The organism is Arthrobacter sp. 9E16 (assembly GCF_002929435.1).
Classification (GTDB): Bacteria; Actinomycetota; Actinomycetes; order Actinomycetales; family Micrococcaceae; genus Arthrobacter_B; species Arthrobacter_B sunyaminii.
The window spans coordinates 654,615-680,573 of the sequence record NZ_PJIU01000002.1; the positions used below are offsets into that span (position 1 = coordinate 654,615).

General features: G+C 64.0%; 22 protein-coding genes. 16 read left to right on the forward strand and 6 right to left on the reverse strand.

All coding sequences use genetic code 11. The annotated features are described in order from the left end of the window. The first annotated feature begins 4 nt into the window (after positions 1–4). From CXR00_RS09730 to CXR00_RS09765, 8 genes are all read left to right on the forward strand, one after another. The gene (locus tag CXR00_RS09730) at positions 5–1,093 is read left to right on the forward strand and encodes an ABC transporter permease (RefSeq protein ID WP_104054833.1); all 1,089 of its coding nucleotides are present in this window, start codon (positions 5–7) and stop codon (positions 1,091–1,093) included. 41 nt (positions 1,094–1,134) lie between these two features. Beyond that, positions 1,135–1,845, forward strand: coding sequence for an ABC transporter ATP-binding protein (locus CXR00_RS09735; RefSeq protein WP_104054306.1), 711 nt, complete (start codon positions 1,135–1,137; stop codon positions 1,843–1,845). Positions 1,846–1,926: 81 nt separating this feature from the next. After that, entirely contained in the window at positions 1,927–2,838 is a 912-nt protein-coding gene (locus CXR00_RS09740) for an aldose-1-epimerase (RefSeq protein WP_181032515.1), read from the forward strand. Positions 2,839–2,921: 83 nt separating this feature from the next. Next, positions 2,922–3,947, forward strand: a complete 1,026-nt coding sequence (locus CXR00_RS09745; protein WP_104054308.1) for a LacI family DNA-binding transcriptional regulator — start codon at positions 2,922–2,924, stop codon at positions 3,945–3,947. A gap of 116 nt (positions 3,948–4,063) precedes the next feature. Next, complete coding sequence (gene araB, locus CXR00_RS09750) at positions 4,064–5,776, forward strand: ribulokinase (RefSeq protein WP_104054309.1); 1,713 nt, start codon at positions 4,064–4,066, stop codon at positions 5,774–5,776. Further along, positions 5,773–6,450 (forward strand): L-ribulose-5-phosphate 4-epimerase, encoded by a 678-nt coding sequence (locus CXR00_RS09755; RefSeq protein WP_104054310.1) that lies wholly within the window; start codon positions 5,773–5,775, stop codon positions 6,448–6,450. The genes araB and CXR00_RS09755 overlap by 4 nt, the downstream gene beginning before the upstream one ends. A gap of 35 nt (positions 6,451–6,485) precedes the next feature. Then, complete coding sequence (gene araA / locus CXR00_RS09760; RefSeq protein ID WP_104054311.1) at positions 6,486–7,997, forward strand: L-arabinose isomerase; 1,512 nt, start codon at positions 6,486–6,488, stop codon at positions 7,995–7,997. Between the two features lie 71 nt (positions 7,998–8,068). Continuing rightward, positions 8,069–9,325 (forward strand): FAD-binding protein, encoded by a 1,257-nt coding sequence (locus CXR00_RS09765; RefSeq protein ID WP_104054312.1) that lies wholly within the window; start codon positions 8,069–8,071, stop codon positions 9,323–9,325. A 16-nt stretch (positions 9,326–9,341) separates the two neighbouring features. On the opposite strand, the gene CXR00_RS09770 is transcribed toward CXR00_RS09765, so the two are convergent. The 3 genes from CXR00_RS09770 to CXR00_RS09780 all read right to left on the reverse strand — a co-directional run bounded on the left by CXR00_RS09770 (position 9,342) and on the right by CXR00_RS09780 (position 12,490). Beyond that, positions 9,342–9,608, reverse strand: a complete 267-nt coding sequence (locus CXR00_RS09770; protein ID WP_104054313.1) for a GlsB/YeaQ/YmgE family stress response membrane protein — start codon at positions 9,606–9,608, stop codon at positions 9,342–9,344. A gap of 135 nt (positions 9,609–9,743) precedes the next feature. Then, positions 9,744–10,004 (reverse strand): hypothetical protein, encoded by a 261-nt coding sequence (locus CXR00_RS09775; RefSeq protein ID WP_207346806.1) that lies wholly within the window; start codon positions 10,002–10,004, stop codon positions 9,744–9,746. Positions 10,005–10,129: 125 nt separating this feature from the next. Continuing rightward, positions 10,130–12,490 carry a transglycosylase domain-containing protein gene (locus CXR00_RS09780; RefSeq protein WP_258060358.1) on the reverse strand — a complete coding sequence of 787 codons (2,361 nt, stop codon included), beginning with the start codon at positions 12,488–12,490 and terminating at the stop codon, positions 10,130–10,132. A gap of 201 nt (positions 12,491–12,691) precedes the next feature. On the opposite strand from CXR00_RS09780, the gene CXR00_RS09785 reads away from it, so the two are divergent. From CXR00_RS09785 to CXR00_RS09820, 8 genes are all read left to right on the forward strand, one after another. Then, positions 12,692–13,423, forward strand: a complete 732-nt coding sequence (locus CXR00_RS09785) for a TetR/AcrR family transcriptional regulator (protein WP_181032516.1) — start codon at positions 12,692–12,694, stop codon at positions 13,421–13,423. Continuing rightward, the gene (locus CXR00_RS09790; RefSeq protein ID WP_104054315.1) at positions 13,420–14,169 is read left to right on the forward strand and encodes an SDR family NAD(P)-dependent oxidoreductase; all 750 of its coding nucleotides are present in this window, start codon (positions 13,420–13,422) and stop codon (positions 14,167–14,169) included. The genes CXR00_RS09785 and CXR00_RS09790 overlap by 4 nt, the downstream gene beginning before the upstream one ends. A gap of 373 nt (positions 14,170–14,542) precedes the next feature. After that, positions 14,543–15,961, forward strand: a complete 1,419-nt coding sequence (locus CXR00_RS09795; protein ID WP_181032517.1) for an HNH endonuclease signature motif containing protein — start codon at positions 14,543–14,545, stop codon at positions 15,959–15,961. Positions 15,962–16,005: 44 nt separating this feature from the next. Beyond that, entirely contained in the window at positions 16,006–16,626 is a 621-nt protein-coding gene (locus CXR00_RS09800) for an L-threonylcarbamoyladenylate synthase (protein ID WP_104054317.1), read from the forward strand. A 44-nt stretch (positions 16,627–16,670) separates the two neighbouring features. Continuing rightward, complete coding sequence (locus CXR00_RS09805) at positions 16,671–17,405, forward strand: DUF72 domain-containing protein (protein WP_104054318.1); 735 nt, start codon at positions 16,671–16,673, stop codon at positions 17,403–17,405. A gap of 267 nt (positions 17,406–17,672) precedes the next feature. Continuing rightward, positions 17,673–17,957: a hypothetical protein gene (locus tag CXR00_RS09810; RefSeq protein ID WP_104054319.1), complete on the forward strand. Its 285-nt coding sequence runs from the start codon at positions 17,673–17,675 to the stop codon at positions 17,955–17,957. A 174-nt stretch (positions 17,958–18,131) separates the two neighbouring features. After that, positions 18,132–20,468 carry an alkaline phosphatase gene (locus CXR00_RS18730; protein WP_308470535.1) on the forward strand — a complete coding sequence of 779 codons (2,337 nt, stop codon included), beginning with the start codon at positions 18,132–18,134 and terminating at the stop codon, positions 20,466–20,468. A 40-nt stretch (positions 20,469–20,508) separates the two neighbouring features. Next, positions 20,509–22,137 carry a bifunctional aspartate transaminase/aspartate 4-decarboxylase gene (locus CXR00_RS09820; protein ID WP_104054320.1) on the forward strand — a complete coding sequence of 543 codons (1,629 nt, stop codon included), beginning with the start codon at positions 20,509–20,511 and terminating at the stop codon, positions 22,135–22,137. On the opposite strand, the gene CXR00_RS09825 is transcribed toward CXR00_RS09820, so the two are convergent. The 3 genes from CXR00_RS09825 to kdpC are packed head-to-tail and all read right to left on the reverse strand — an operon-like array spanning position 22,134 to position 25,957. Continuing rightward, the gene (locus CXR00_RS09825) at positions 22,134–22,823 is read right to left on the reverse strand and encodes a response regulator transcription factor (RefSeq protein ID WP_104054321.1); all 690 of its coding nucleotides are present in this window, start codon (positions 22,821–22,823) and stop codon (positions 22,134–22,136) included. The two genes, CXR00_RS09820 and CXR00_RS09825, sit on opposite strands and share 4 nt — an antisense overlap. Then, entirely contained in the window at positions 22,820–25,345 is a 2,526-nt protein-coding gene (locus CXR00_RS09830) for a DUF4118 domain-containing protein (protein ID WP_104054322.1), read from the reverse strand. Before CXR00_RS09830 ends, CXR00_RS09825 begins: the two co-directional genes overlap by 4 nt. A gap of 3 nt (positions 25,346–25,348) precedes the next feature. After that, on the reverse strand, positions 25,349–25,957 hold the full coding sequence (gene kdpC, locus CXR00_RS09835; RefSeq protein WP_104054323.1) for a potassium-transporting ATPase subunit KdpC: 609 nt from the start codon (positions 25,955–25,957) through the stop codon (positions 25,349–25,351). Positions 25,958–25,959 lie beyond the last annotated feature (2 nt).

Genomic DNA, 25,959 nt, shown 5'->3' on the forward strand with positions numbered 1-25,959 from the left:
TGCCGTGTATCTCGCACTTCGTGACATCCGCTTCGCCAAGGGGCGTTTCGCCCTGATGGGAAGCGTCGTGGCGTTGATTTCGCTGCTGTTGGTTTTGCTTTCCGGGCTGACTGCCGGGCTGGGCAACCAAAACACCGGTGCGGTGGCCGGGCTGCAGGACCACGGAATCAACTCCGTTGCCTTTGGCGCTCCCGGCAACACCGAGGCCAAGGCCTCCTACACCGAATCTGTGGTCACTGCCGGGCAACTGCGGGACTGGCGGAACACCGAAGGGGTTCAGGGAGCTGAGCCCCTCGGCATTACCCAGACCCGGGCGGTGGCACAATCCACCGCGAACGTGGCCGTCTTCGGCGTCGAGCCCGGTTCCGCACTGGCTCCCCAAAGCGTGGACGACGGCGGAGTCATCCTCGGTGCCTCCACCGCACAGGACCTGGGTGTGGAGGTGGGCGGAACCGTAGCCCTGGGCGGCCGCAGCCTGACCGTAAGTGCCGTCGCCGAAGACTCCTGGTACAGCCACACCCCCGTGGCCTGGGCGTCCCTGGAGACCTGGCAGCAGGTGGCCCACACCGATGATGCGTCCCTGCCGGAAGCCCCCGTTGCCACGGTCATCGTCTCCACTGCCGCGTCCGACGCCGCGGAGGCCGCCAATGCATCGGCCCGGACCGTGTCCACCGACGTTCGCGGTTCCTTCAATGCACTCGGATCCTACCGCTCAGAAAACGGATCACTGCTCCTGATGCAGGCGTTCCTCTACGGCATCTCCGCGCTGGTGATTGTGGCGTTCCTGACCGTCTGGACCGTGCAGCGAACCCGGGACATCGCAGTGCTGAAGGCCCTGGGCGGTTCATCGTCCTATCTGCTCCGGGATGCACTCGCCCAAGCCGCAATCGTACTGGTCAGCGGTGCGCTCCTGGGCGGCCTGGCCGGCGTCGGCATCGGCGCTGTTGCGGCTCGGCTGGCCCCGTTCAGCGTCACCGCAGCCACCACGGTCCTGCCCGTTCTGGGAATTGTCCTGCTTGGCCTGGCCGGAGCTGCGCTCGCCGTCCGCAGCGTGACCAAGGTGGACCCGCTCACCGCCCTGGGCGGGAACTAACGATGGCCGCCTCAGTAAACCCCTCTCGAAAGGACTCAACAATGTCTGTTTTCCCTGCCCTGTCACTGACCGGCGTCACCCTGGAATACCCTGACGGCGGGGGAACGCTCAAGGCCCTGGACAATGTCAGCCTGAACGTTCCGGCCGGCGGGATACTCTCCCTGGTGGGACCCTCAGGCTCCGGCAAGTCCTCCCTCCTGGCCGTGGCCGCTACCCTGATCCGTCCCACAGCCGGCCGGGTCGAAGTGGCCGGCGTGGATACTTCAACGCTGGACGACGCCGGCCGCACCACCCTGCGCCGCGGCCGGGTGGGACTGATTTTCCAGCAACCCAATCTGCTGCCCTCGCTGACGGCGGTGGAACAGCTGATCATCACTGACAGGTTGCGCGGACAACGCACTTCAGCATCCGGACCGCGGGCACTGGACCTGTTGGATCTGGTGGGCCTTACCTCCGCGGCGGACAAGCGCCCGCACCAGCTCTCCGGCGGCCAGCGGCAGCGGGTCAACATCGCCCGTGCCCTCATGGGAAGCCCGGCGCTGATGCTGGTGGATGAGCCTACAGCGGCACTGGACCATGAACGCTCCGAGAGCATTGTGAAGCTGCTGGTTCAGCTGACCCGGGAGTTTGGCTTCGGAACGGTCATGGTCACCCATGACATGGACTTTGTGCCGCTGACCGATGCTGTGGCCGGCATGCGCGACGGCCGCCTCAGCTCCGCTGTGATGTCGTCCGCCGCGGCGCAGGAGTAGGGTCTGCACAGGTAAACTCCAAGGTGCGCGGAGAATGCGCTCCTTCCCGCACCTTCAAACCCCGCCCCGACAGGAATCGCCTTGAATCGTGCAATCAGCCCCAATGGCCGGATCATTTCGCTGGAGGCCGGTGCCTACACGGCTGGAATAGCCACGGTCGGTGCCGGGATCCAAAGCCTGTCCTACGGGGAACAATCCCTGGTGCTCCCCTTTGATCCCGACAAAGTGCCGCATGCCTATGCCGGAAAGACGCTGGCTCCGTGGCCCAACCGGATTGGCGGCGGCAAGTATGTTTTCCGGGGCCGGACCTACGAGGTCCCCGTCAACGAGGCATCCACAGGCACCGCCCTTCACGGCCTGGTGGTGTGGGACGAGTGGCAGGTAGCTGCGGAGTCCGCCGGTTCCGTGATCCTGACAAATGTGCTCCACGGGCAGCCCGGTTATCCGCACCAGCTGCACCTTTGGGCGGAGTTCTCGCTGGCTGCGGACAGCGGCCTCACCGTGACGATCCAGGCCACCAACGCGGGCCATACAGCCGCCCCCTACGGAGTCTCCTCGCATCCGTATCTCGTTGCGGGAGGCAAAGCAGTGGACGAGTGCGAGGTCAGCTTCACGGCAGCACAGGTCCTGATGACCGATGACCGGCTCCTGCCGCTGGAGCTGAAGGAAACCGCCGGGTCGGAGTTTGATTTCTCGCTGCCCCGGATCCTGGGCGGGATGAGCCTGGACCACGCGTTCACGGGATTGCCCGACGACGGCTGGCAGGTCACCCTGCGCGATCCCGCCACCGGCGCGGCGACGGTTCTCTCAACTCCGGCCGGCCGCGAGGGATCCGTTTGGCTGCAGATTTATTCCGGTGAAGAACTCGGCCGGCGCGGTATGGCTGTTGAGCCGATGACGTGCCCGCCGGACGCGTTCAACACCGGTACGGATCTGATCGTGCTGGAGCCAGGCGACGAACACAGGTTCTCCTATTCGATCAGCGCCGGATAGTTTCACGGCAGCCAGCCACCGCAATCCGCAGCAGCTGATGACAGCCCCCGGCTGATTCCGGCTGTGCCTACTGGAAGAAATCAATGCCTCCGTCACGCCGCGCCCTGTCCCGACCTGTCCCGACCATGGAAGACGTTGCCCGGGTTGCCGGCGTCTCCCACCAGACGGTTTCCCGGGTGCTGAACGATCACCCCAATGTCAGGCCGGACACCAAGGAACGGGTATCGGCTGCCATAGATGAATTGGGTTACCGGCGGAATGCTGCGGCCAGGTCACTTGTCACCCGCTCCTCCAAGGTCATTGGCGTGATCATCACGGAACTGGAGCAGTACGGACCAGCGAGTACTCTACTCGGCCTGCAGGAGGCGGCTTTCCGGAACGGATACTTCGTCAGCGTGGCAGGGCTTCGTGAGATGACCCGCAGCGCCATGGTGGAATCAGTCAACCACCTGCTGAATCAGGCCCCGGACGGCATTGTGGTGGTGGCTCCCGTCCAGGCCGGTGTCGATCTCTTCCGCACCCTGGAACTGAAAATCCCGCTTGAGATTGTAGCCAGCGGTTTGGCGCCCGAGGGCAGCCAGGAGCACGCTGCGCGGATGGCCGTGGCCCACCTGGCCGATCTGGGACATCGCTCGATTGCCCATTTATCCGGACCTGCACAGTGGATGGACGCCCAGCGGCGGGCCGCGGGCTGGCGGGACGAATTGGAGGAACGGGGGCTGGCTGCTGCCACGCCCATAGCCGGCGACTGGGGGGCGGAATCCGGCTACCGGATCGGCCTCGAGTTTGATGCGGCAACCTACACGGCTGTGTTCGTGGCCAATGACCAGATGGCACTGGGCTTCATGCGTGCCCTGCACGAGCGCGGCATCAGCGTACCCGGCGACATCAGCGTGGTGGGTTTCGACGACCAGCCCGAGGCAGCGTACTTTCTGCCGCCGCTGACCACCATCCGCCAGGACTACCGCCGCATGGGCAGCTACTGCATCGATCTGCTGCTTGAGGAGATCGCCGGGGCCGGTGATCCAGCGCTGCAGAACCAGGAGGGTCCCGGCATACCGCTTCCGGAGCTTGTCATCCGGGCCAGTACTGCTCCCCCGCGCCCCTAGGGAGGAATAGGCGCACCGTCACCGCCCTTGACATCGTGACGCAGCCCACGTCTAATTGTTAGCGCTAACACGACTGATCAATGACGATTTCTGCGGACCCCGCGCCAGGAGGCACCATGAGTAACCCCCAACCGGACGAGAAGTACGTGCTGGGGGTCGATTACGGCACCTTGTCAGGACGTGCCGTGGTGGTGCGGGTCTCGGACGGAGCGGAACTGGGCTCCGCTGTTCATGAGTATCCGCACGCCGTCATCACACAGACCCTTCCCGGCTCGGACGTCCGGCTGCCTCCGGACTGGGCCCTACAGGTGCCGCAGGATTACGTGGAAGTGCTGCAGAGTGCTGTTCCGGCAGCACTGCGCAGTGCCGGTGTCGATGCCGCGGACGTCATTGGCATCGCCACCGATTTCACTGCCTGCACCATGGTTCCCGTCATCGAAGACGGAACACCCCTGAATGAGCTCCCCGAATTTGCCACACGGCCGCACGCATTCGTAAAGCTCTGGCGCCACCACGCTGCCCAGAGCCAGGCCGTGAGGATCAGCACCCTCGCAGCCGGGCGCGGTGAGTCCTGGCTGGGACGCTACGGCGGCCTGATTTCCTCGGAGTGGGAGTTCGCGAAGGGCCTGCAGGTTCTTGAAGAGGACCCCGAAGTGTACGCCGCCATGGACCACTGGGTTGAGGCTGCGGACTGGATTGTCTGGCAGCTCACCGACACCTACGTCCGCAACGCGTGCACCGCCGGTTACAAGGGCATTTACCAGGACGGCCAGTATCCGTCGGAGGATTACCTCGCCGCCCTTAATCCGGGATTTGCCGGATTCGTCCGGGACAAGCTGGAGCACACCATCGGCCAGCTCGGCTCCCCCGCCGGCACGCTGTCGGCCCGTGCAGCGGCCTGGACGGGGCTCCCCGAGGGCATCGCCGTCGCCGTCGGAAACGTGGACGCCCACGTCACAGCTCCCGCAGCCAACGCCGTGCAGCCCGGTCAGATGGTGGCCATCATGGGCACCTCCACCTGCCATGTGATGAACGCCGAGGAACTCGCTGAAGTCCCTGGCATGTGCGGAGCTGTGCAGGGCGGCATCGTGGAAGGTCTTTGGGGCTACGAAGCAGGACAGAGCGGAGTGGGTGACATCTTCGGCTGGTTCGTGAACAACTGCGTTCCGCCGCGGTACGTGGACGCGGCCGCCGCAGCAGGCCTCGGAGTCCACGAGTACCTGACTGAACTTGCCTCCGGGCAGGCCATAGGCCAGCACGGTTTGGTGGCCCTGGACTGGCACAGCGGGAACCGCTCGGTCCTTGTGGACCATGAACTGTCCGGCGTCTTTGTGGGACAAACCCTGGCTACCCGGCCTGAGGACATGTACCGGGCGCTGTTGGAAGCCACGGCCTTCGGCACCCGCACCGTCATTGAGGCGTTCAACGCCAGCGGTGTTCCGGTCACGGAATTTGTGGTGGCCGGCGGACTGATAAAGAACCCGCTGCTGATGCAGATCTACGCTGACGTCATCAACCTGCCGCTGTCCGTGATCGATTCGCAGCAGGGCCCCGCGCTGGGTTCCGCCATCCATGCTGCAGTTGCCGCCGGCGCGTACCCGGACGTCCGCACAGCCGCTGCCGCCATGGGGCGGGTTCGCCGCGGCGTGTACCCTCCCATTCCGGAAAATGTTCGCGCCTACGACGAGCTCTTCGCCGAATACACCACCCTCCACGACTACTTTGGCCGCGGCGCCAATGAAGTGATGCACCGGCTCAAGGCCATCCAACGCACAGCTGCCGGCCATGCCCCAACAACCGCCTCAGAAGAAATGGAACCCGCGCTGTGACGGCCACTCAGGATGTATTGGGCACTGTTGACCGGCTCCGCAGGCAGGTCAGTGATCTGCACGGCGAACTGACCCGCAACGAACTGGTGGTGTGGACCGCAGGCAACATCTCCGCCCGCGTACCGGGCCGGGATCTGATGGTCATCAAGCCCTCCGGGGTCTCCTACGACGAGCTCACTCCCGAGAACATGGTCCTCACCGATCTGTTCGGCACAGCGGTCGACGGCGGGGGCTCGCCGTCGTCGGACACTGACGCCCATGCCTACGTCTACCGGCACATGCCGGCTGTCCACGGCGTCGTGCACACCCACTCCACCTACGCCACCGCCTGGGCCGCCCGAGGCGAAGCCATCCCCTGCGTCCTGACCATGATGGCCGACGAATTCGGCGGGGAAATCCCCGTGGGCCCGTTTGCCCTGATCGGTGACGACTCCATTGGCCGCGGCATCGTGGACATCCTGGACGGGCACCGTTCCACCGCCATCCTCATGAAGAACCACGGGGTATTCACGATCGGCAAGGACGCCCGGTCCGCAGTGAAATCCGCAGTCCTGTGCGAAGAGGTGGCCCGCACCGTTCACATCAGCCGCCAGCTCGGCGAGCTGCTGCCCATCCCGCAGACGGAGATTGACCATCTGTACCAGCGCTACCAGAACGTATACGGCCAAAAATAGCGCTCCTCCCCACCCCGCTCACGAAAGACACCATCATGACCATTGACACCATTCCTGCCCGCGAAATCTGGTTCCTCACCGGAAGCCAGGGACTCTACGGCGAAGACACCCTGGCCCAGGTCCGCGAACAGGCCTCCGACATTGCCCGCCAGCTGGACGACGCCGAAGCCATCCCCTACCGCATTGTCTTCAAGCCTGTCCTCAAGGACTCCGATGCCATTCAGGACACCATCCTTGAGGCGAACTCCTCGGAGGCCTGCATCGGGCTCATCGCGTGGATGCACACCTTCTCCCCCGCCAAGATGTGGATCCGCGGACTGACCAAGCTGCAGCGCCCGCTGCTGCACCTGCACACCCAGCACAACGTGGAGCTGCCGTGGGCGGACATTGACATGGACTTCATGAACCTGAACCAGGCCGCCCACGGTGACCGCGAGTTCGCCTACATGGCCTCCCGCCTCGGCATCAGCCGCAAGACCGTGGTGGGACACGTCTCCAGCCCCCGCGTTCAGGCCAAGATCGATTCCTGGGCACGCGCCGCAGCAGGCTGGCATGAAATCCGCAACCTCAAACTGGCCCGCTTCGGCGACAACATGCGCAACGTCGCCGTCACCGAGGGTGACAAGACCGAAGCCGAGGTGAAGTTCGGGGTCTCCGTCAACACCTGGTCCGTGAACGAGCTCGCCGAGGCCATGGACGCGGTGACCGAAGAGGCCATCGACGCCCTGGTTGCCGAATACGAAGAGCAGTACGACGTCGTTCCCGAACTGCGGCGCGACGGCGGACGCCACAAGTCCCTGCGCTACGGCGCCCGGCAGGAGCTGGGGCTGCGCTCCTTCCTGGAGAGCGGCAACTTCGGTGCCTTCACCACCAACTTCGAGGATCTGGGCGCCCTGCAGCAGCTCCCCGGCCTGGCCGTGCAGCGACTGATGGCCGACGGTTACGGATTCGGCGCCGAGGGCGACTGGAAGACCGCTGTCCTGGTCCGTATTGCGAAGGTCATGGGTGAAGGCCTGCCCGGCGGCGCGTCCCTGATGGAGGACTACACCTACAACCTGGTTCCCGGGAGCGAGGTCATCCTCGGCGCCCACATGCTGGAAATCTGCCCGTCCCTGACCACCTCCAAGCCCGCGCTGGAAATCCACCCGCTGGGCATCGGCGGCAAGGATGACCCGGTTCGTCTGGTGTTCACCGCTGACCCGGGTCCCGCCGTCGTCGTATCCCTGGCGGATATGCGCGAGCGGTTCCGGCTCACCGCCAACCTCGTGGAGAATGTGGTGCCCGAGCAGGACCTGCCCAACCTTCCGGTGGCCCGCGCCGTCTGGAAGCCCGCTCCGGACCTCGAGACTTCTGCCGAGTGCTGGCTCTCCGCCGGCGGCGCGCACCACACCGTCATGTCCACGGCCCTGGGACGGGAAGTGTGGGAGGATTTCGCGCAGATCGCGGATGTGGAACTGGCTATGATCGATGACTCCACCACCACGTCCGCGTTCGTCAACGAATTGAAAATGAACCAGGCGTACTATCGCCTGGCACAGGGGTTCTAGGTCCTGCGGCACTGTTTATCGCGGTACATTCAGTCCGGGTTGCCGGCCTGCACATAGGGAAGGCATCAAAAATGCTTGAGGAATACAACTGGGCCGGCAACCTGCGCTACTCTGCGGCTGAAATTGCACAGCCCGCCACCGTGGAGGAGCTGCAGGCCCTTGTGGCTTCGGCGCCGTCCGTTCGGGCTGTCGGCACCCGGCACTCCTTCAACGACATAGCGGATTCGGCCGGACTGATGGTGAATCTGGAGAAGCTGACCGGTACACCGGTGCTGGATGAGGCTGCTCTGACGGTGACGGTGCCCGCGGGCATCCGCTACGGAGATCTGGCCGGCTTTCTCGCGGAACGCGGTTATGCCCTGCATAACCTGGCCTCGCTGCCGCACATTTCCGTAGCAGGGGCAGTGGCGACGGCGACGCACGGGTCCGGCAACCGGAACGGGAACCTGGCCACCGCCGTGGCCGCGCTGGAACTGGTGACCGCCGACGGCGAGCTCCTGCAGGTGGATAGGTCAAGTCCCGATTTCAACGGCATGGTGGTCTCCCTTGGGGCGCTGGGCATCGTCACCCGGATAACGCTCGATATTGAACCGGCGTACGAGGTCCGCCAGGACGTCTTCACCGATGTGCCCTGGAGCTCGGTGGCGGAGAACTTCGATGAGATCACGTCTGCGGCCTACAGTGTGAGCATCTTCAGCTCGCTGGCCGGGCCAAACGCTTCACAGGTGTGGCTCAAGAGCCGCACGGATGCCGAACTGCCGTACGCCGGGAAAGCGGATTTCTTCGGCGGGACTGCCGCAGTTGAACCCATGCACCCGCTGCCGGGCATCAGTGCCGTGAACTGCTCGCAGCAGATGGGCGTGCCCGGTCCCTGGTCGGACCGCCTGTCACACTTCCGGCTCGCCTTTACGCCAAGCAACGGCGACGAGCTGCAGAGCGAGTACCTCATGGACCGCCGCTTTGCCGTGGAAGGGATTGAAATCCTGCGCGGAATGGCCGCTCAGATCGCTCCCCTGCTGCAGGTCTGCGAAATCCGGACCATGTCCGGTGACGACCTGTGGCTGAGCACCAATTACGGACCGGACTCAGTGGCGTTCCACTTCACATGGAAGCCGATGCAGGCGGATGTCGAGGCCCTGCTGCGGCGCATGGAGGCTGCTCTTGCTCCCCTTCGGCCGCGGCCGCACTGGGGGAAACTGTTCACCCTCCAGCGGCCGCAGCTGCAGGAACTCTATCCGCGGTTCGGGGACTTCTCCGATCTTGCCCGCCGCATGGACCCCCAGGGCAAGTTCGTTAATTCGTTCCTGACGCGGACTGTTCTCGGCTAAGTACCAGCGCTAAGTACTAGGGTCGAACCTGTCCCTTGCCGCGTCCGGACATAGTTTCGGCGACGCCGACCAGCAGGACTGAAGCAATCACGGCAACAATGAAGCCGAAAACGTTGAGCTCGAAGATGTCTCCGGTGCCCACCAGATTCGCGATCACACCGCCAATGACGGAGCCGGCGAGACCGAGCAGCAGCGTTGCCAGCAGGCTCAGGTTCTGCTTTCCGGGCTTGAACAGCCGGGCGAGTGCGCCGATGATGAGTCCTGCAACAATGAAACCGATCATCTTGAATTCCTTTACTGAAGGGTCTGAACCCCGCCGGTAAGCTCCGGAGGGTGCTTAGTGCCCCTGCCATCTTAGGTGCAGGCGGGCTTTGGCCACGAACGGGGGGCGGCGTCTCTGACCGGCCAGGGGAAGTTGTTACAGTCCCAACTCGGGTCCGGTGGACTCCACCACCACGAGCTCGTCCACCTGGAGCCGCCCAACGTACAGCTCCTTGATGTCGGCCCGGCCGACGGAGGCTTTGCCGATGGCCAGGGCCCCTACCGCCACCGCGCCCATGGCAACAGCTCCCAGCGAAAACGCACCGATGGCCAGTGTCTTGGCACTGACTGCGGGCAGGACGAGCTCCCGGCGCTGGGACGGGACAGGGAAGTTGCCGTGGTGCTGCATGAGTTTCATGCATCCAGAGTGCGGGGAGTTCCACTGCGGCACAAGGCACCGCTTTCCACCGGAGGCGTCCGGAACAGCAAAATGCTCCGCAGCCTGAAGGCTGCGGAGCATTTTGTTTGCCATGACCGGCGCCGTTAAGGACCATCCGCAGGCGCGGGTGCCGGTGCGGGGTCGACGGGAGGCTGCACCGGCGCAGGAGCGACGGGCGCAGGAGCGGCCGGCGCCGGCGCGGCCGGAGCAGATGCGGCGGGCGCAGACGGTTCCGGCGTCTGCGGGGCTGCCGGCGCAGGTTCGCTGGTCGGAACCGGGGCAGGTTCGGTTTCCGGCGAGGCTTCCGGGGCAGGCGCCGGATTCTCCTGTTGTTCTTCCTGCGGTGCCTGCTGCTGTTCCGGCTGCGGGGACGGAACCGGAATCCGGTTGGGATCTGTCAGCTCACCGGTGGAATAAAGAGGAGCCACGGCCCGCATGTATTCAGTCCACTGCGCGCCTGCGATGGTGGAGCCGTCCACGTAGCTGCGTGCGACGCCGTTGATGGGCAGATTGTTCAGCGATGAATAGGACGTCCAGTTGCCCACCCATGAGGCGGTCGAGATGCCCTGGGTGTAGCCCACGGTCCAGGTCTGCTCGGAGACGTCGGTGGTGCCGGTCTTAGCGGCCGCGGGAACACCCAGGGGCTCCAAGGCGCCGGGACCGCTGTTCACCAGGTTCTGCAGTGGTTCTGACACTTCCTTGGCAATCTCCTCGGAAATGGCACGCTCGCACTGTTCCTCGGGGACTTTGTAGGCATTGCCCCGGGAATCGCTGACCTGGGTGAGCGCGATGGGTTCGCAGTACTCGCCGCCGCTGGCGAAGGTCGCGTAAGCAGCCGCCATGGTCAGCGGCGTTACTTCCTGACTGCCCAGGACGAAGGAGGGATTATTCACTTCCAGGGGTTCGCCGTCGACGGCGCGGTGCACGCCCATGCGGGTGGCGGCGTCACGGATGTCGCACAGGTCCAGCTGCGAGGCCTGGGCCACGGTGGCCGTGTTAGCGGACCAGGTCAGCCCGTCACCCACGGTCATGGAGCGTTCGTAGCCGTCCTGCGCGTTCTTGAACTTCCATTCGTCGAAGTATGCATCTTCCGGCAGGCAGCTGGCAGTCCAGTCATAACCGGCCGGGTATGTGGTGCGGGAAGCATCAACAACGTCGTCGATGCTTCCACCGGCCTCAAGGTAAGCAACAGTGGTGAACGGCTTCATCGTGGATCCGGGCTGGAAACCATTAGCGGTGCCGCCCATTTCCGAGTCAACGTTGAAGTTCAGCTGCGTGTTTCCGGCGCCTTCTTCAGGCGTGTAATTGGTGTTCTGGGCCATGGCCAGGATTTTTCCCGTTCCCGGTTCCACAGAAACCATGGCCGAGCCTGCTCCGGATTCATCACCAACGGGCACCTGGGCCTCGATTTGGGTCTGGGCCTGTTCCTGGAGCCGCGAATCAAGCGTGGTGGTAATCGTCAGGCCGCCGCGGGCCAGCAGTTTGGCACGGGCTGTTTCATCCACGCCAAACTCTTCGGACGACAGGATGACCTGCTCCACGTAGCTGCAGAAGTACTCGGCCATGTCGGCACCCACGCAGCCGGAGTGGGCTGCGGGCTGGGGGTTCAGCTGCAGATCGGAGGCAACCGCGGCGTCGTACTCCTGCTGCGTGATCTTGTCGTAGCGCAGCATCGCAGCGAGCACCGCGTCGCGGCGGTCCCGGGTGCCTTCCGGGTTGGTGAACGGGTTGAAGTTATTCGGTGACTGCACCATGCCTGCGAGCATGGCCGACTGGGCAACGTTCAAGTTGGCGGCGGGAATACCAAAGAAGTTCCGGGCCGCGGCTTCAATGCCGTAGGTGCGGCCGCTGAAGAGCACGATGTTCAGGTAGCCCTCCAGGATCTCGTCCTTGGAGTACTCCTTCTCTACGGCGAGGGAGAGTTTTGCTTCACGGATCTTGTCGGTGAAGTTCTTGGTTCCGCTGATGGTGAGGTCTTCGCCGCTCTTGCCTTCAGCAACACCCTGATCGATGAGTACGTTGTTCACGTACTGCATGGTCAGTGTGGAGGCACCCTGTGTGCTGTCCTTGGTCAGGTTGGAGGCCAGTGCGCGTGCAACGCCCTTGGCATCAACTCCCCCGTGTTCGTAGAACCGGTTGTCCTCGATGGAGATGATCGCGTCCTGCATGGACGGCGAGATCTGGTCCAGCGTCACCGGGATCCGGTTCTGGGCGTAGAACGAGGCAAGCAGCACCCCGTCTGCCGAGTAGATCTTGGAGCCCTCATCCAGCGGTCCGGTTTGGAACTCGTCGGGAAGGTCTTCCATGGCATCGAGGACGATGTTTGCACCCGTGGCACCGACGGCAGCCGTGGGGATGAAAATCCCGGCCACCAGTGCGCCGCAGAAAGCACTTACCAGCAGGAACAACACCAGCCGGCCGGAGGTGCCGAGTCTGCCCAGCATGGAGGAGTTGTTTTGTCGCATCCGCCCAAGATACAACGGGTTTCTGTGATCTGTCTTGACGGCGGCACTGTTACGGATGTAGAAGCCGGCCCGCATTTGGCTGACCGGCGCGCATTTCCATCTGCTGGACCGAACATGAGCGCAAAGTTCCGTGAGAATAAGATCACATCACCGGAGGCGTGCCGGACACAAAAGGGGCCGCCTCCGGTATACGCTGTATACATGTTGACGCCCCCTGGAGCACAGCACCGCCCCGAGCTGTCCGCCCGTGCCATCGCGGCGTGCGGCGTCTCCCTGGCTGACCGCGAGGGGCTGGAGTCCGTCTCCATGCGGCGCATCGCCGAGACACTCGGCGTGTCGCCCATGGCCTTGTACCGGCACGTAGGAAACAGGGAGTCCCTGCTGCTGGCAATGGCCGGCCTGGCTGCCCGCCGCACTGAGCTCATCCCGCCTCCCCCGGCGTCCTGGCAGGTAATGCTTCGGACCATGGCGGAGTCGCTTTGGGAGGGATTCGTACAGCATCCCTGGCTGCTGCAGATTGTCCTTGGTCCAAGCCGTCTTCTGGATATGGCCCCGACCGGTGAGCTGGAGCACCTGCTTCGTGCGCTGCAGGACGCCGGATTGTCCGATGAGGAGTGCTTCGACTGCGTGGTGGGGATCTCCGCTGTCGTGATAGGAACGTCAACCCTGGCCCTTGCTGCCAACCCGGGACCCGGCGTGCACCGCCCGTCCCGGCCCAACGCCGTCGTCCGCTTTAATGATGACGACGACGGCGGTGCGGAACCTGAAAGCATGGCCAGCGCTTTCCGGAGGCGCGGCATCACCTATGACGCTTCCCGAAGGAGCCTGGACTATGCCGTGGACAGTTTTCTGCGCGGCATACAGGCTCGTACCCATGAAAACCTCCGGACAGCGCAGAATACGCCGTCCGACCCGGAGAAGGAGCAACAATGAAACTCAGCAACAAAACGGCCATCGTCACCGGCGGTGCAGGCGGGATTGGCCAGGGAATTGTCCGCCACTTCCTTTCCGAAGGTGCCAAGGTGGCCATTGTGGACATCAACCAGGAACAGGGCGACAAGCTGGTGGCGGAGCTGGCCGATCTGGGTGAAGCCATCTTCATCTGCAAGGACATCTCACTGCCCGAAAGCGCTGCGGAAATCGTCGCTGAAACCGTGGGGCGCTTCGGCAAGCTGGACATTCTGGTCAACAACGCGCATGCCTCAAAGCAGGCTCCCATTCTGGAAACGACCCCGGAAATCTGGAACCTTTCCTTCGGCACCGGAACCATGGCCACCCTGTACCTGATGCAGGCCGCGCACCCCGAGCTGAAGAAGACTCACGGCAGCATCATCAACTTCGGGTCCGGTGCGGGCATCAAGGGTCTGCCAAACCAGGTTGCCTATGCCGCGGCCAAGGAAGCCATCCGTGCGATCACCCGTACGGCAGCGAACGAGTGGGCAGCGGACGGTATCCGCGTCAATGTTGTCAGCCCGGTGGCGCTGACTCCCGGCATCGTCCAGTGGAGCAAGGCCTACCCCGAGGCGTACCAGGAAGTTGTGAACGGTGTTCCGCTGGGACGCCTGGGTGACCCGGAGACTGACATTGCTCCGATCGTGGCTTTCCTGGCCAGCGACGAGTCGCGCTACCTGACAGGACAGACGCTGATGGCTGACGGCGGCAGCATCAAGCTCTACTAAGAAGTTCTCTCGCCCTTCCGGTCCGGGTTTTCTATCGGATCGGAAGGGCGAGGCCCGTCCGTCTTGTCCCGCGTCCTGCCCCTCCGGGAACTAGGTAGTTGCCGAAAAAAGACGGGTATTTTCAAAGCTCGGAAGAGGCCTGTTTTCCGGCTTTTGGGGCTGTTTTCGGGACAGAAATGTCGGTGGCAGGTGAAAGCCTGAAGACATGGATCAGAACGGATCTTCTCGACGCGGCCGCACCGGTGATTCCGCCGGTACCGGCCAGCAAGGTGTGTCCAGCCGGTCGGTCTTTGACGCCGTGCCCGGTGCCGATGCATCCAGGGTCGTTCAGTCCGGTACCGCTGATCCTGGAACTGTTCAGAGCCTAGAGGGTTTGAGCGGTTCGTTGGTCCTGCAGGGTGCGGAGTCCCTGACCCAGGACGAAGCCGGGGCTGTGTTGTCCCGGTTGGATGCTTTGGTGAGGTGGGCTCAAGCCCAGCAAGCGAAAATCCTGCACCGGATGGAAACAGTCTTCCGCGATGACCTGCTCGAAGACATCGGTAGGGAGGATCCGGGACTGACGTTCAGTCTTGCTGCGGAGGAAGCTGCCGCGATCCTGTGCTTGCCCGCCAACACCGCGAAGATGCTGATGAGCGACGCCGGACAGTTGTGTTCCACCCACACTGCAACGCTGGCCGGCCTGGAAGCGGGCGCCCTCAGTTACGGGCATGTGCAGACGGTGCTGGACCAGTCCCAGAATGTCCCCGAGGCTGAGCTTGCTGGCTTTGAAAAGGATCTGCTGGCGGTTGCGGCCGCGGGTCAGACGCCGAGCCAGTTCCGGGTGAAGGCCCGCCGGATGCGGGAAAAGGCGTATCCGGAAACAATTAGCGTCCGGCATAAGACAGCGTTTGAGCGGCGAAGGGTTTGTTTGGCGCCGGATGAGGATGGCATGTCATGGTTGTCGGCGTTGTTGCCGGCGGCACGTGCCCAGCTGATTTATACGCAGCTAACGACCGCTGCCCGGGGTGAACAGGCTGCCGGAGATCCGCGGCGGGTGGATGAGCTGCGGGCGGACATCCTGGCTGACCTGCTCGACGGTGGAGACTGCGGAAGCAGAGAAGGCGGCCGCAGAGAAGGTGGCCATGCGGCTGCTGACGACGGGGCTGCTGTGGTTGTTGGTGACGACACCCACGAAAACCCCACCATGGACACCAAAGCCCGGGCCCGAACCGAAATCCTGGTCCTGATCACCGCCGAAACCCTCTTCGGTGCCGACGAACAACCGGCCGAACTCCACGGCTACGGGCCCATCAGTCCCGAAACTGCCCGCCGACTTGCCCGGCGGGCAGCGCACTGGACGCCGGTGGAACGGCATCCGGACACAGAGGAAATCCTGCGGGTCGGACGCCGCCGGAAAGTCCCGGCCGGACTGCAACGCTGGCTCCGTGCCCGCGACGGGACCTGCCGGTTTCCCGGCTGCCGGACCAACGCCGTGATCTCCGAGATTGACCACACCAAACCCTGGTCCCACGGCGGAACCACCGACCACGACAACTTGGAACATCTCTGCCGACGACACCACATGTTCAAAACCCGCGGCTTCTGGAAAGCCCGACAACACGCACCCGGGATCATCGAGTGGACCTCACCCGGCGGGCGGACCTACCGCACCGATCCACATCTCACCCTGGCAGCGGGGGGACTGCAGCCCGCCATGCCTTCGCCGAAAGGGCTCCCGGCATTGAAACGAGTGGATGCGGGCGGGGCAGGTTCAGGTCCGGACGATTACGGGGATACTCCCCCGCCCTTCTGATCATTCTCCTCATCTTCGTAACCGGCCGGCGGTAAGCTCAAGACATGGCACGATATTTCGACATTCACCCTGAAAATCCGCAGCAGCGCACCATCGGCCAAGTGGTCGCCATCCTGCGCTCCGGCGGGCTGATCGCCTACCCCACAGATTCCTGTTACGCGTTTGGCGCCCAGCTGAGCAATAAGGACGCACTGGATCGCATCCGCTCCATCCGCAATCTGAACGACAAGCACCACTTCACCCTGATGTGCCATGACTTCGCGCAACTCGGCCAGTTCGTAAAGATGGACAATGACATTTTCCGCAGCATCAAGGCCGTCACACCGGGCAGCTACACCTTCATTCTGCCGGCGGTAAAAGAAGTTCCGCGCTGGCTGTCACAGCCCAAGAAAAAGACAGTGGGCGTGCGCATTCCGGACAACAAAGTTGTTTTGGCGTTGCTGGAAGAACTCGGCGAGCCGCTGATCTCCAGCACCCTCCTGCTGCCCGGCGAGGAGGATCCGTTGACCGAGGGCTGGGAAATCAAGGAACGGCTGGACCACCAGGTGGACGCTGTCCTGGATGCGGGGTTCTGCCCGCCGGAACTCACCACCGTCATCGACTTTTCGAGCGGCGAACCGGAAATCGTGCGCTACGGCACCGGCGACCCCACACGCTTCGAGTAGGACACAGCGCGGGCAAACGGTAAACGGCGAGGCAGGCTAGGGGCATGGTTCTGTACATCGGCACTTCCGGGTGGAGTTACACCGATTGGCGGAACGTCCTGTACCCGCCTGGACTGCCAAACCGTCTTTGGCTGGAGACCTACGCCGCGGAGTTCGACACCGTCGAATTCAACGGGAGCTTCTACCGGTGGCCGCGCGAGCCCGCCTTTGCTGCCTATCGGGACAGATTGCCCGAAGACTACCGTTTCTCCGTCAAGGCACCCAGAGGCCTGACCCATGCGCGAAAGCTGCGTGAACCTGAAGAATGGATCGGCAGAATCAGCCGATGCTGGAGTGAGCTGGGGAAGAAAGCCGGCGTCCTGATTGTCCAGTTGCCTCCCAACATGGAGCGCGACGACGCCCGTTTGGACTACTTCCTCAGCTCCCTGCCCGACGGGATAAGGACCGCGGTCGAATTTCGGCATCCGAGTTGGGAAACCGAAGACGTCTACAGCCTTCTTGAACTCCAGGATGCCGCATATACCGTTATGAGCGGAGCCAACCTTCCCTGCAACCTGCGTGCCACGGCGTCGTTCGTTTATTTGCGTATGCACGGGCCTGATCATGAGCACCTCTACGCAGGCTCCTACAGCGACGATGACCTGCAGTGGTGGGCGGACCGGATCCGGGAGTGGGAGTCCATGGACAAGGATGTGTACGTCTATTTCAATAACGACGGCGAGGGCCACGCCGTCCGCAACGCCAGGACACTGCGGTCCATGCTTGGCGTCGGGGACTGACGGCAGACAGGCGGTTGCCGGACCGCGGGTTCGCGGAGCACAAACGGCGCACCAAAGGACACGCAGAAAAGTTGCTGCCGGTCGTTGGCGGCGACACCTTCTCCGAGTATCCTCAAATGCGAAGAGTGACCGTTGAGAACACTGCGGACCACAACTCTCGATATTCAGGCCTAACCGTCTGCAGCTGCCGCGGCAGCCCCGGAAGCATCTCCGTTCCTCTTCGTCGACGTCTGCCGCACCGCGGCGCGTCCAACCCTGATTGGTGCCATGACTTTCTCCAGCAGACTCACTCCCCAGGACCAGTTTCCAGAGCAGCTTGAGGCCCTGACTACAGACGCCCTGGAAATCCTCAACAGCAAGCTCCACCGCCAGGCCGAACTCGAATACCAGCAAGAGGGGGAGCCGGAACTGGAAACCCGGTTCCGGCTGGAGTTCCTCGCGGAAGAACTCGACAAGCGCGATTCTTCGGGAACTGAGTTCGGACAGAATGCCGGCTCTACTGGAACTCAGGCGCCGGCAAGTCCGGAGTCCGCCCGCATGGCGAACGCGTAGCGTTCTTCCGGCATAACCAAACTGAGCAGCTATTGCCGCTCGGCCGCCTGCCAATTTGTGTCATTTCCCTTGACACTTCTTCACTGCATACAGACTGTTGACGCCACAGGGCATCGGGGGCGCCCAACGGCCGGGACACTGCCGGCCGCCGTCGCATTCTGGGAGGTCGTCGCTGTGAAGTATTCAAACGCAGGAAAGAGTATGGTCCGGGCGGTGACGACGGCGGCCGTCGCCGCCGTCGCTTTGTCCGGAACGGCTCCGCTAACCGGGCTGCAGCTGCCCGGCCAACAACCGGCAGTAACAACGGTTGACGGTAAGGGCCATGGCAAGGGCAACGGGCACGGAGGCGGACACGGAGGCAGAGACGAATCCCCCTCGGCCCAAAATGTCATCCTGATGGTCGGTGACGGGATGGGACCAGGCCAGCGGGAGGCCATCCGGCTGGCGCTCGTGGGCCTGACCGGAGAACTCGAGATGGATTCCATGCCGGCGGCCGGCCGAGTGCACACCAACTCCGCCGACCCGGGCACATTCGTCACGGATTCAGCCGCCGCCGCCACTGCGATGGCCACCGGAGTGAAGACGTACAACGGTGCCATCGGGGTCGATATCGATCAGCGCCCCGTTACCACCGCGCTTGAAGTGGCTGAGGAACTGGGCAAGTCGACCGGCCTCGTCACCACCAGCAATGTCACCGATGCAACCCCGGCTGCATTTGGTTCGCACGTGCTGGACCGGGATGAACAAAGTGCCATTGCCCGGCAATTCCTGGAAAGCAGCCGCCCCGAAGTGATCCTTGGCGGAGGCGAGGACTACTGGTATCCGGAAGGTCATCCGGGCCGTTACCCGGACAACCCGGCCGAAGACCCGTCCGAGGAAAGCGCCGGCACCGAAGGAAACCTGGTGGAGCAGGCTCAGTCGATGGGGTATGAATATGTCTGGGATCTGGCTGGCCTGCAGGCAGCGGATTCCTCGATGGTGCTGGGCCTCTTTGCCAATGAAGAAATGTTTCAGTACGGGGACGACGTCGAAGCCCGGTACCAGCCCACGGTGCCGCTTACGGACATGACCGCCAAAGCCCTGGAGCTACTCACCTCGGGCAACGAGGGCTTTTTCCTGATGGTGGAGGAGGAAGGAATTGATGCCTTCAGCCACGTCAACAACGCCGAGCTCACCATCGAATCGGGCATCGAGTTTGACCGTTCGGTGGCGTTGGCCAAGGACTTCGCGGAGCAGGACGGAGAAACCCTGCTGATTGTGGTGGGCGACCACCAGACCGGTGGAATGACCATTGAATCAGTGGACGTCCCGGAGCCCGGAGAGGAACCCGATGAGTCGGGAGACGGTCCTTCCGCTGAAGACGGCCCACTGCCCGTTGCCGGAGCGGAGCAGGAATTCATGGTGGATTGGAGCACCGGGGGTCACACCGCACTGGATGTTCCGCTCACAGCCATGGGGCCGGGGTCTGATCTGCTGACCGGTGTCTATGAGAACACCCGCATCTTTGACATCATGGTCCAAATGATGCGTGCAGGAAATGAAACTGGCGATGACGACGGCGACGGCAACAATCCGCCGGCTTGGCATCATGGAAAGACCCGCTTTGACCTGCAGGCGCACCGCGGCGGACGCGGTGAATATACGGAAGAATCCCTGACCGGCTTTGCTCATGCATTGGAGCTGGGGGTCAGCACCCTGGAACTGGATCTCCACCTCAGCAAAGACGGCAAGGTGGTTGTCTGGCACGACGACACCATTGATGCCGAAAAGTGCCGGGACACTGCACCTGTGCAACCGGGAGATCCTCAGTTCCCGTACGTCGGCGCCCGGGTGGCAGATCTGACCCTGGCGCAGTTGAAGACCCTGGACTGCGGCTATCAGCAGCTTCCCGGGTTCCCCGAACAGGAGGTGGTGCAAGGCAACCGCATTGCCGAACTGCGCGATGTCTATGAATTGGCCGATGCCTACGGTGCCCGGAAAATCCGGTTCAACGTGGAGACCAAGGTTGAGGACGGCCAGGCGGGCGGCCCGGGCATGGAAGCCCTGACGCGGGCGGTGGTGGCTGAGGTCCAGGCATCCGGGCGGGAGCGGTACACCACCATCCAGTCCTTTGACTGGGCTTCCCTGAACCTGGTGAAACAAATTGCACCTCGGCTGACGCTGGTTGCCCTGGCCGGAGATGCCGCCGAACTCGGGGTGGGCCAGCCGGGAGCCGCACCCCAGCTGGGCGGCATCGACATTGACGACTATGACGGATCGGTTGCCCGGGCAGCCGCTGCTGCCGGATATGACGTCCTCTCCCCCATCGCCACCACCGTTACCGCCGAAATGATCCGGGACGCCCACCGGGCCGGCCTTCCTGTTATCCCCTGGACCGTAAACACTGCCGAGGACATGAATGACCTGATTGACACGGGCGTGGACGGCATCATCACCGACTACCCCACTCTGCTGCGCGCAGTCATGGAGGAACGAGGCATGAAACTGCCGAAGGCTTACAGCATCTCTTGACCGGTACCGCTTGAGCGAACCAGCGAACTCCAGGAGCACGATGGACAAGAAACCTTCCCACCAGGAGCAGAACCAGGACCAGGAGCAGGACTTGGCCGCCCTGGCTTCGCTGAGTCCGTTTGAGCTCAAGGACCGGCTGATCGCTGCCGCCTCCGGAACCGAGCGGTTGATGCTGAACGCCGGGCGCGGCAATCCCAACTTCCTCGCCACTCTTCCGCGACGGGCGTTCCTGGCGCTCGGAGACTTTGCCGTGTCGGAGTCCGAACGTTCATATTCATACCTGGACAGCGGTTTCGGCGGGCTGCCGGAGCAGAAGGGGATGCTGGGGCGGTTCAACGCGTTTGTGGTGCATGATCCGCAGCGGGAGGGTTTGCACTTCCTGCGGTCCGCAGTGAGCTACGTGCACGATCAGCTGGGCTTGGACCGGGAGGCGTTTCTTGAAGAGATGGTGACAGCCTTCCTGGGCTGCATCTATCCAACACCGCCACGGGTGCTGCCCCAGACCCAGGAGGTTCTGCGCGCGTATCTGGGGCAGGAACTGTTCGGCGGGCAGATCCCTGCAGGCGCCGTCGATGTGTTCCCCACCGAAGGCGGAACGGCGGCGATGACCTACATTTTTTCTTCGCTTGCCGTTAACGGACTCATCACCCCCGGTGACCGGATTGCCCTGGCCACTCCAATCTTCTCGCCGTACCTGGAAATCCCGCTGCTGCCGGATTACGGCCTGGACGTGGTGCAGGTTGTCATGGACGAGTCAGCGGACTGGCAGCTGCCGAACACCGAACTGGAGAAGCTGCTGGATCCGGCCATTAAGGTGTTCTGCCTGGTTAATCCGAGCAATCCGCCCTCTGCCAAGCAGCCGCAGGCGGTCCTTGAGCGGCTTGCACGGCTGGTGGCGGATCAGCGACCGGACCTGATCATCATCACCGATGACGTGTATGCCACCTTCGCCGATGACTTTGTCTCCGTCTTTGCCGTCTGTCCGCGGAACACGCTGTGCGTTTATTCCTTTTCCAAGTACTTCGGAGCCACGGGCTGGCGGTTGGGTACCATCGCGCTGCACCAGGAAAACGTGATCGATGATCTGCTGGACGCCTTGCCTGCCGGCGAGAAGCAACGGCTGAACGCGCGGTACTCCTCCCTGACCACTGACGTGCCCGGCTTGAAGTTCATTGACAGGCTGGTGGCCGACAGCCGTTCCGTGGCCCTGAACCACACCGCCGGGATTTCGGGTCCGCAGCAGCTGCAGATGGTGCTCTTTGCCCTGCACGGCCTCATGGATCGGCTGGACCGCTACCAGGACGCAGCAAAAGCCCTGATTCGGGGGCGGTACAACACCCTGTACCGGAACATGGGTGTGGCGCCCACTCCGGCGCCCGACGACGTGGGGTACTACAGCCTGATAGACCTGCGGAAACTGGGGTCGCGTCTCTATGGTGACGAGTTTGCCGCCTGGCTGGTCTCCCGGGAGGACCTCGGACTCCGGTTCCTGCTGCGGCTTGCCTCGGAGACCGGCGTGGTGCTGCTCCCGGGCAAGGGGTTCGACGTCGTCGTTCCCTCGGTCCGGGTGTCATTGGCGAATTTGACCGATTTTGAGTACCGCGCCATTGGCGCAGCAACGCGGCGAATCCTCGAGGATTACCACCGGTCGTTTACGGAGGGCGGCTAGCCTGCCGCCGAGTCCGGTACAAACCGGCAGCCCAATCCATGCTCGGTGATCAGATGGACCGGAGCCGCAGGATCTGCTTCCAGTTTCCGCCGCAGCTGCCCCATGTACAGGCGCAGGTAACCGGTGTCGGTGGTACCGGGACCCCACACCGCGGACAGCAGCGAGGATTGGCTGATCAGCCGCCCCGGGTATTGCACCAGTGCCTCCAGCAACCGCCACTCGGTGGGGGTCAGGCGGATCGCGGACCCGTCGGAGATGCGGACCACAGCCTTGGCGGCCAGGTCCACCCGTACCCCGCCGAAGACCACTTCGGACTGCTCAGGAGCCGCCGGGCCGCGGCGGGTCAGAGCACGGATCCGGGCCATCAGCTCCTCGGTGGCGAATGGCTTGGTGACGTAGTCGTCGGCACCCAGATCCAGGGCACGGACCTTGTCTGCGGAATCCGTGCGGCCGGAGATCACGAGGATCGGCGCGCGGCTCCAACCCCGAACGGCTTCGATAACCTCCATGCCGCTGAGCCGGGGCATGCCCAAATCCAGCACAATCAGTTCCGGATGTTCCTCGACTGCCTTGCGGACAGCAGCTGCGCCGTCGGCCGCCGTCACCACCTCGTATCCGTAAGCGGAAAGGGTAATGCGCAGCGCACGGAGGATTTGAACGTCGTCGTCGGCCACCAGAATCTTCACAGCGTGCCGCCCGCACTTCCGGCACTCTGCTCCGCTGTTTCCTCAACGGCAGCGGCAGGAAGCGAAAGCACCATGGTCAGTCCGCCTCCCGGAGTGTCCTCGGTTTCCAGCGTCCCCATCATTCCTTCCATGAAACCCTTGGCAAGCGCCAGGCCCAAGCCCAGACCGGTCAGATTGTCGGTATCCCCGAGCCGTTGAAAGGGCAGGAACACATCTTCCAGCCGTTCCGCCGAAATCCCGGGCCCACAGTCTATGACGCGAATTTCCACCCTGCCGGCAAACGCACTTGCAGCCAGCACCACTTTGGCCTCCGGCGGTGAGAAACGCACCGCGTTGGCCAGCAGGTTGACCAGCACCCGCTGCAGCAGCACCGGATCAGCCAGCACCGGGGGCAGTGCGGGAGGTATCTCCAGCTCGACTTCCGCAGGACCCAGCCCCAGCTCCTCCAACGCCGGCAACACGGCGTCGGCGGTATCGAGCGGAGCCAGACTGACGCCAAGCACTCCGGCCTGCAGGCGGCTCACGTCCAGCAGGGACGTCACCAGCTCCGAGAGTGTTGCCAGTGATTCCTCGGCAGTGGCCAGCAGTTCGGCGCGGTCCTGTTCGCTCCACTGGACGTCCGGTGCCCGCAGGCCGGTTACCGCTGCGGTGGCTGCCGTCAGCGGGCGGCGAAGATCGTGCCCGACGGCGGCCAGCAGCGCGGTGCGGACCTTGTCCGCAGCGGCCAGTGATCCCAACCCTTTGGCTGTTTCGGCAAGGTCGCCAAAGTCCAGTGCCGCCTCGAGCTGGGCGGTAATCACCGCCAGGAGGCGGCGGTCTGCCGCTTCCAGATCTCTGCCGTACAGTTCCAGCACCGCGTGTTCCCCCACCGGCAGGACCAGAGATGCGGCGCCCGACGGCGTGCGGGCTCCCGCTGCGGCGAGTTGAACGCCGTCGGCCATCAGGTGGACCGAGTCCAGGCTGAAAGCTTCCCGGGTGCGGCTCACCAGTGCGGCGGTGGCGTCCTCACCGCGCAGGACGTTTCCGGCTACCGATGCCAGCAGTTCGGACTCCGCCGCGGAACGGCGTGCCGCCCGGGAACGCCGGGCCGCGCGGTCCACTACAAAGCTGACCAGCATGGCATTGACGAGGTACAGCACCAGGGCCAGGATGTGCGCGGGCGTGGCAACGGAGACGGTGTACAGGGGCTGGATGAAGAAATAGTCCAGGGTAATGCCGGAGAGCAGCGCGGCGAACAGCGCCGGCCAGATCCCGCCAACGAGCGCAACGAGGATCACCAGCAGCTGGTAGCTGAGCACATCTCCGGTAATGGATTCCGGCGTGCTCATGAGCACCAGCGCCCAGGTCAGGAGCGGACCGCCGGCCAGCGCCAGAGCCAGCCCCCAGAGCCTGCGGCGCACCGTCAGGGCGCCGCCGAGCCGCGGCAGGACCGGCCGTCCGCCAGCAGAGGCATGGTTGACGATGTGCACGTCAATGTCGCCGGATTCACGCACCGCTGTGGCGCCGATTCCCGGACCGGTCAGCAGTGCCTGGATCCGCGGCCGGCGGCTGACACCAATGACCAGCTGGGTGGCGTTGACGCCGCGGGCAAAATCCACCAGTGCGTGCGGAATATCCGAGCCCACCACTTGGTGGAACGTGCCGCCCAGTTTCTCCACCAGTGCCCGCTGGGAGGCCAGCTCGCCCGGATCTCCGCCGCGCAGGCCGTCCGGGCTGGTCACATGAACCGCCAGGAGCTGCCCGCCGGCGGATCGGGCGGCAATCCGGGCTCCCCGGCGCAGCAGGGTTTGCCCCTCCGGTCCGCCGGTCAGGGCCACCACCACCCGTTCGCGGGCTTCCCACTTATTGCGGATTCCGTTTTCGGCACGGTACTTGTTCAGTGCACTGTCCACCTCATCCGCCAGCCACAGCAACGCCAGCTCGCGCAGCGCCGTGAGGTTGCCCAGCCGGAAGTAGTTGGACAGCGCGGCATCCACCCGCCCGGCGGGATAAATGATGCCCTGTGAAAGCCGGCCGCGCAGCAGCTGAGGCGCGATGTCCACCAGCTCCACCTGGTCCGCTGTCCGAAGCACCGAATCCGGCACCGTTTCGCGCTGCACGGTGCCGGTGATTTGTTCAATGACGTCGTTCAGGGACTCGATGTGCTGGATGTTGACGGTGGACAGGACGTTGATGCCGGCGTCCAGCAGTGTTTGGACATCCTGCCAGCGCTTGGCATGGGCCAATCCGGGAGCGTTCGTGTGGGCGAGTTCGTCCACCAGCGCATAGTCCGGCCGCCGGGCGAGGACGGCGTTCAGATCCAGTTCTGACAGGACCAGTCCGCGGTGGTTTACCTGTACCGGAGGAACCATTTCCAGGCCTTCGGCCATGGCGGCCGTGGCGGCGCGGCCGTGGGTCTCCACCACCGCCACCGCCACGTCCCTGCCCTCGTCCCGCAGGCGCCGCCCCTCCTCGAGCATGGTGTAGGTCTTGCCGACTCCGGGCGCAGCGCCCAGGAATACCCGGAGTTGTCCTCGTGTCATCTCCTAAGTGTCCAACTCCAGGAGGGCAATATTGAGCTGCAACACGTTGACGGTCTGCTCTCCGAGCACTCCCCCGCGCCGCCCTTCCACAGCGGACTCCACCAGCGCCCGGACATCGACCGGGTCCAGTTCGCGCTCGGCCGCCACCCGGTCCACCTGAAGCAGGGCATATTCCGGGCTGATGTGGGGATCCAGCCCCGACGACGACGCCGTCAGGGCGTCCGCGGGCACGTCGCCGGGATCTACGCCCTCCAGTTCGCTGACCGCGGCGCGGCGCTCATCGATTGCTGCCGCCAGATCCGGGTTTGTGGGGCCCAGGTTGGAACCGCTGGAGGCACCGCCGTCGTATCCGTCGCCGGCGGCGGAGGGCCGGGACTGGAACCACTCAGGCAGGGCGGCGCCGTCGGCATCGGTGAAGGACTGGCCGATCAGGGCGGACCCCGCGTCCTCCCCGTTCACGGAGACCACCGAGCCGTTTGCCTGGTGGTTGGCCACCACCTGCCCCACACCCGTAACCGCCAGCGGATAAACGATTCCCAGTGCCGCTGTCAGGACCAGGACGCTGCGGACCGCCACTCCCACCTGGCGCGCCGACGTTCGTGCAGTACTCATGA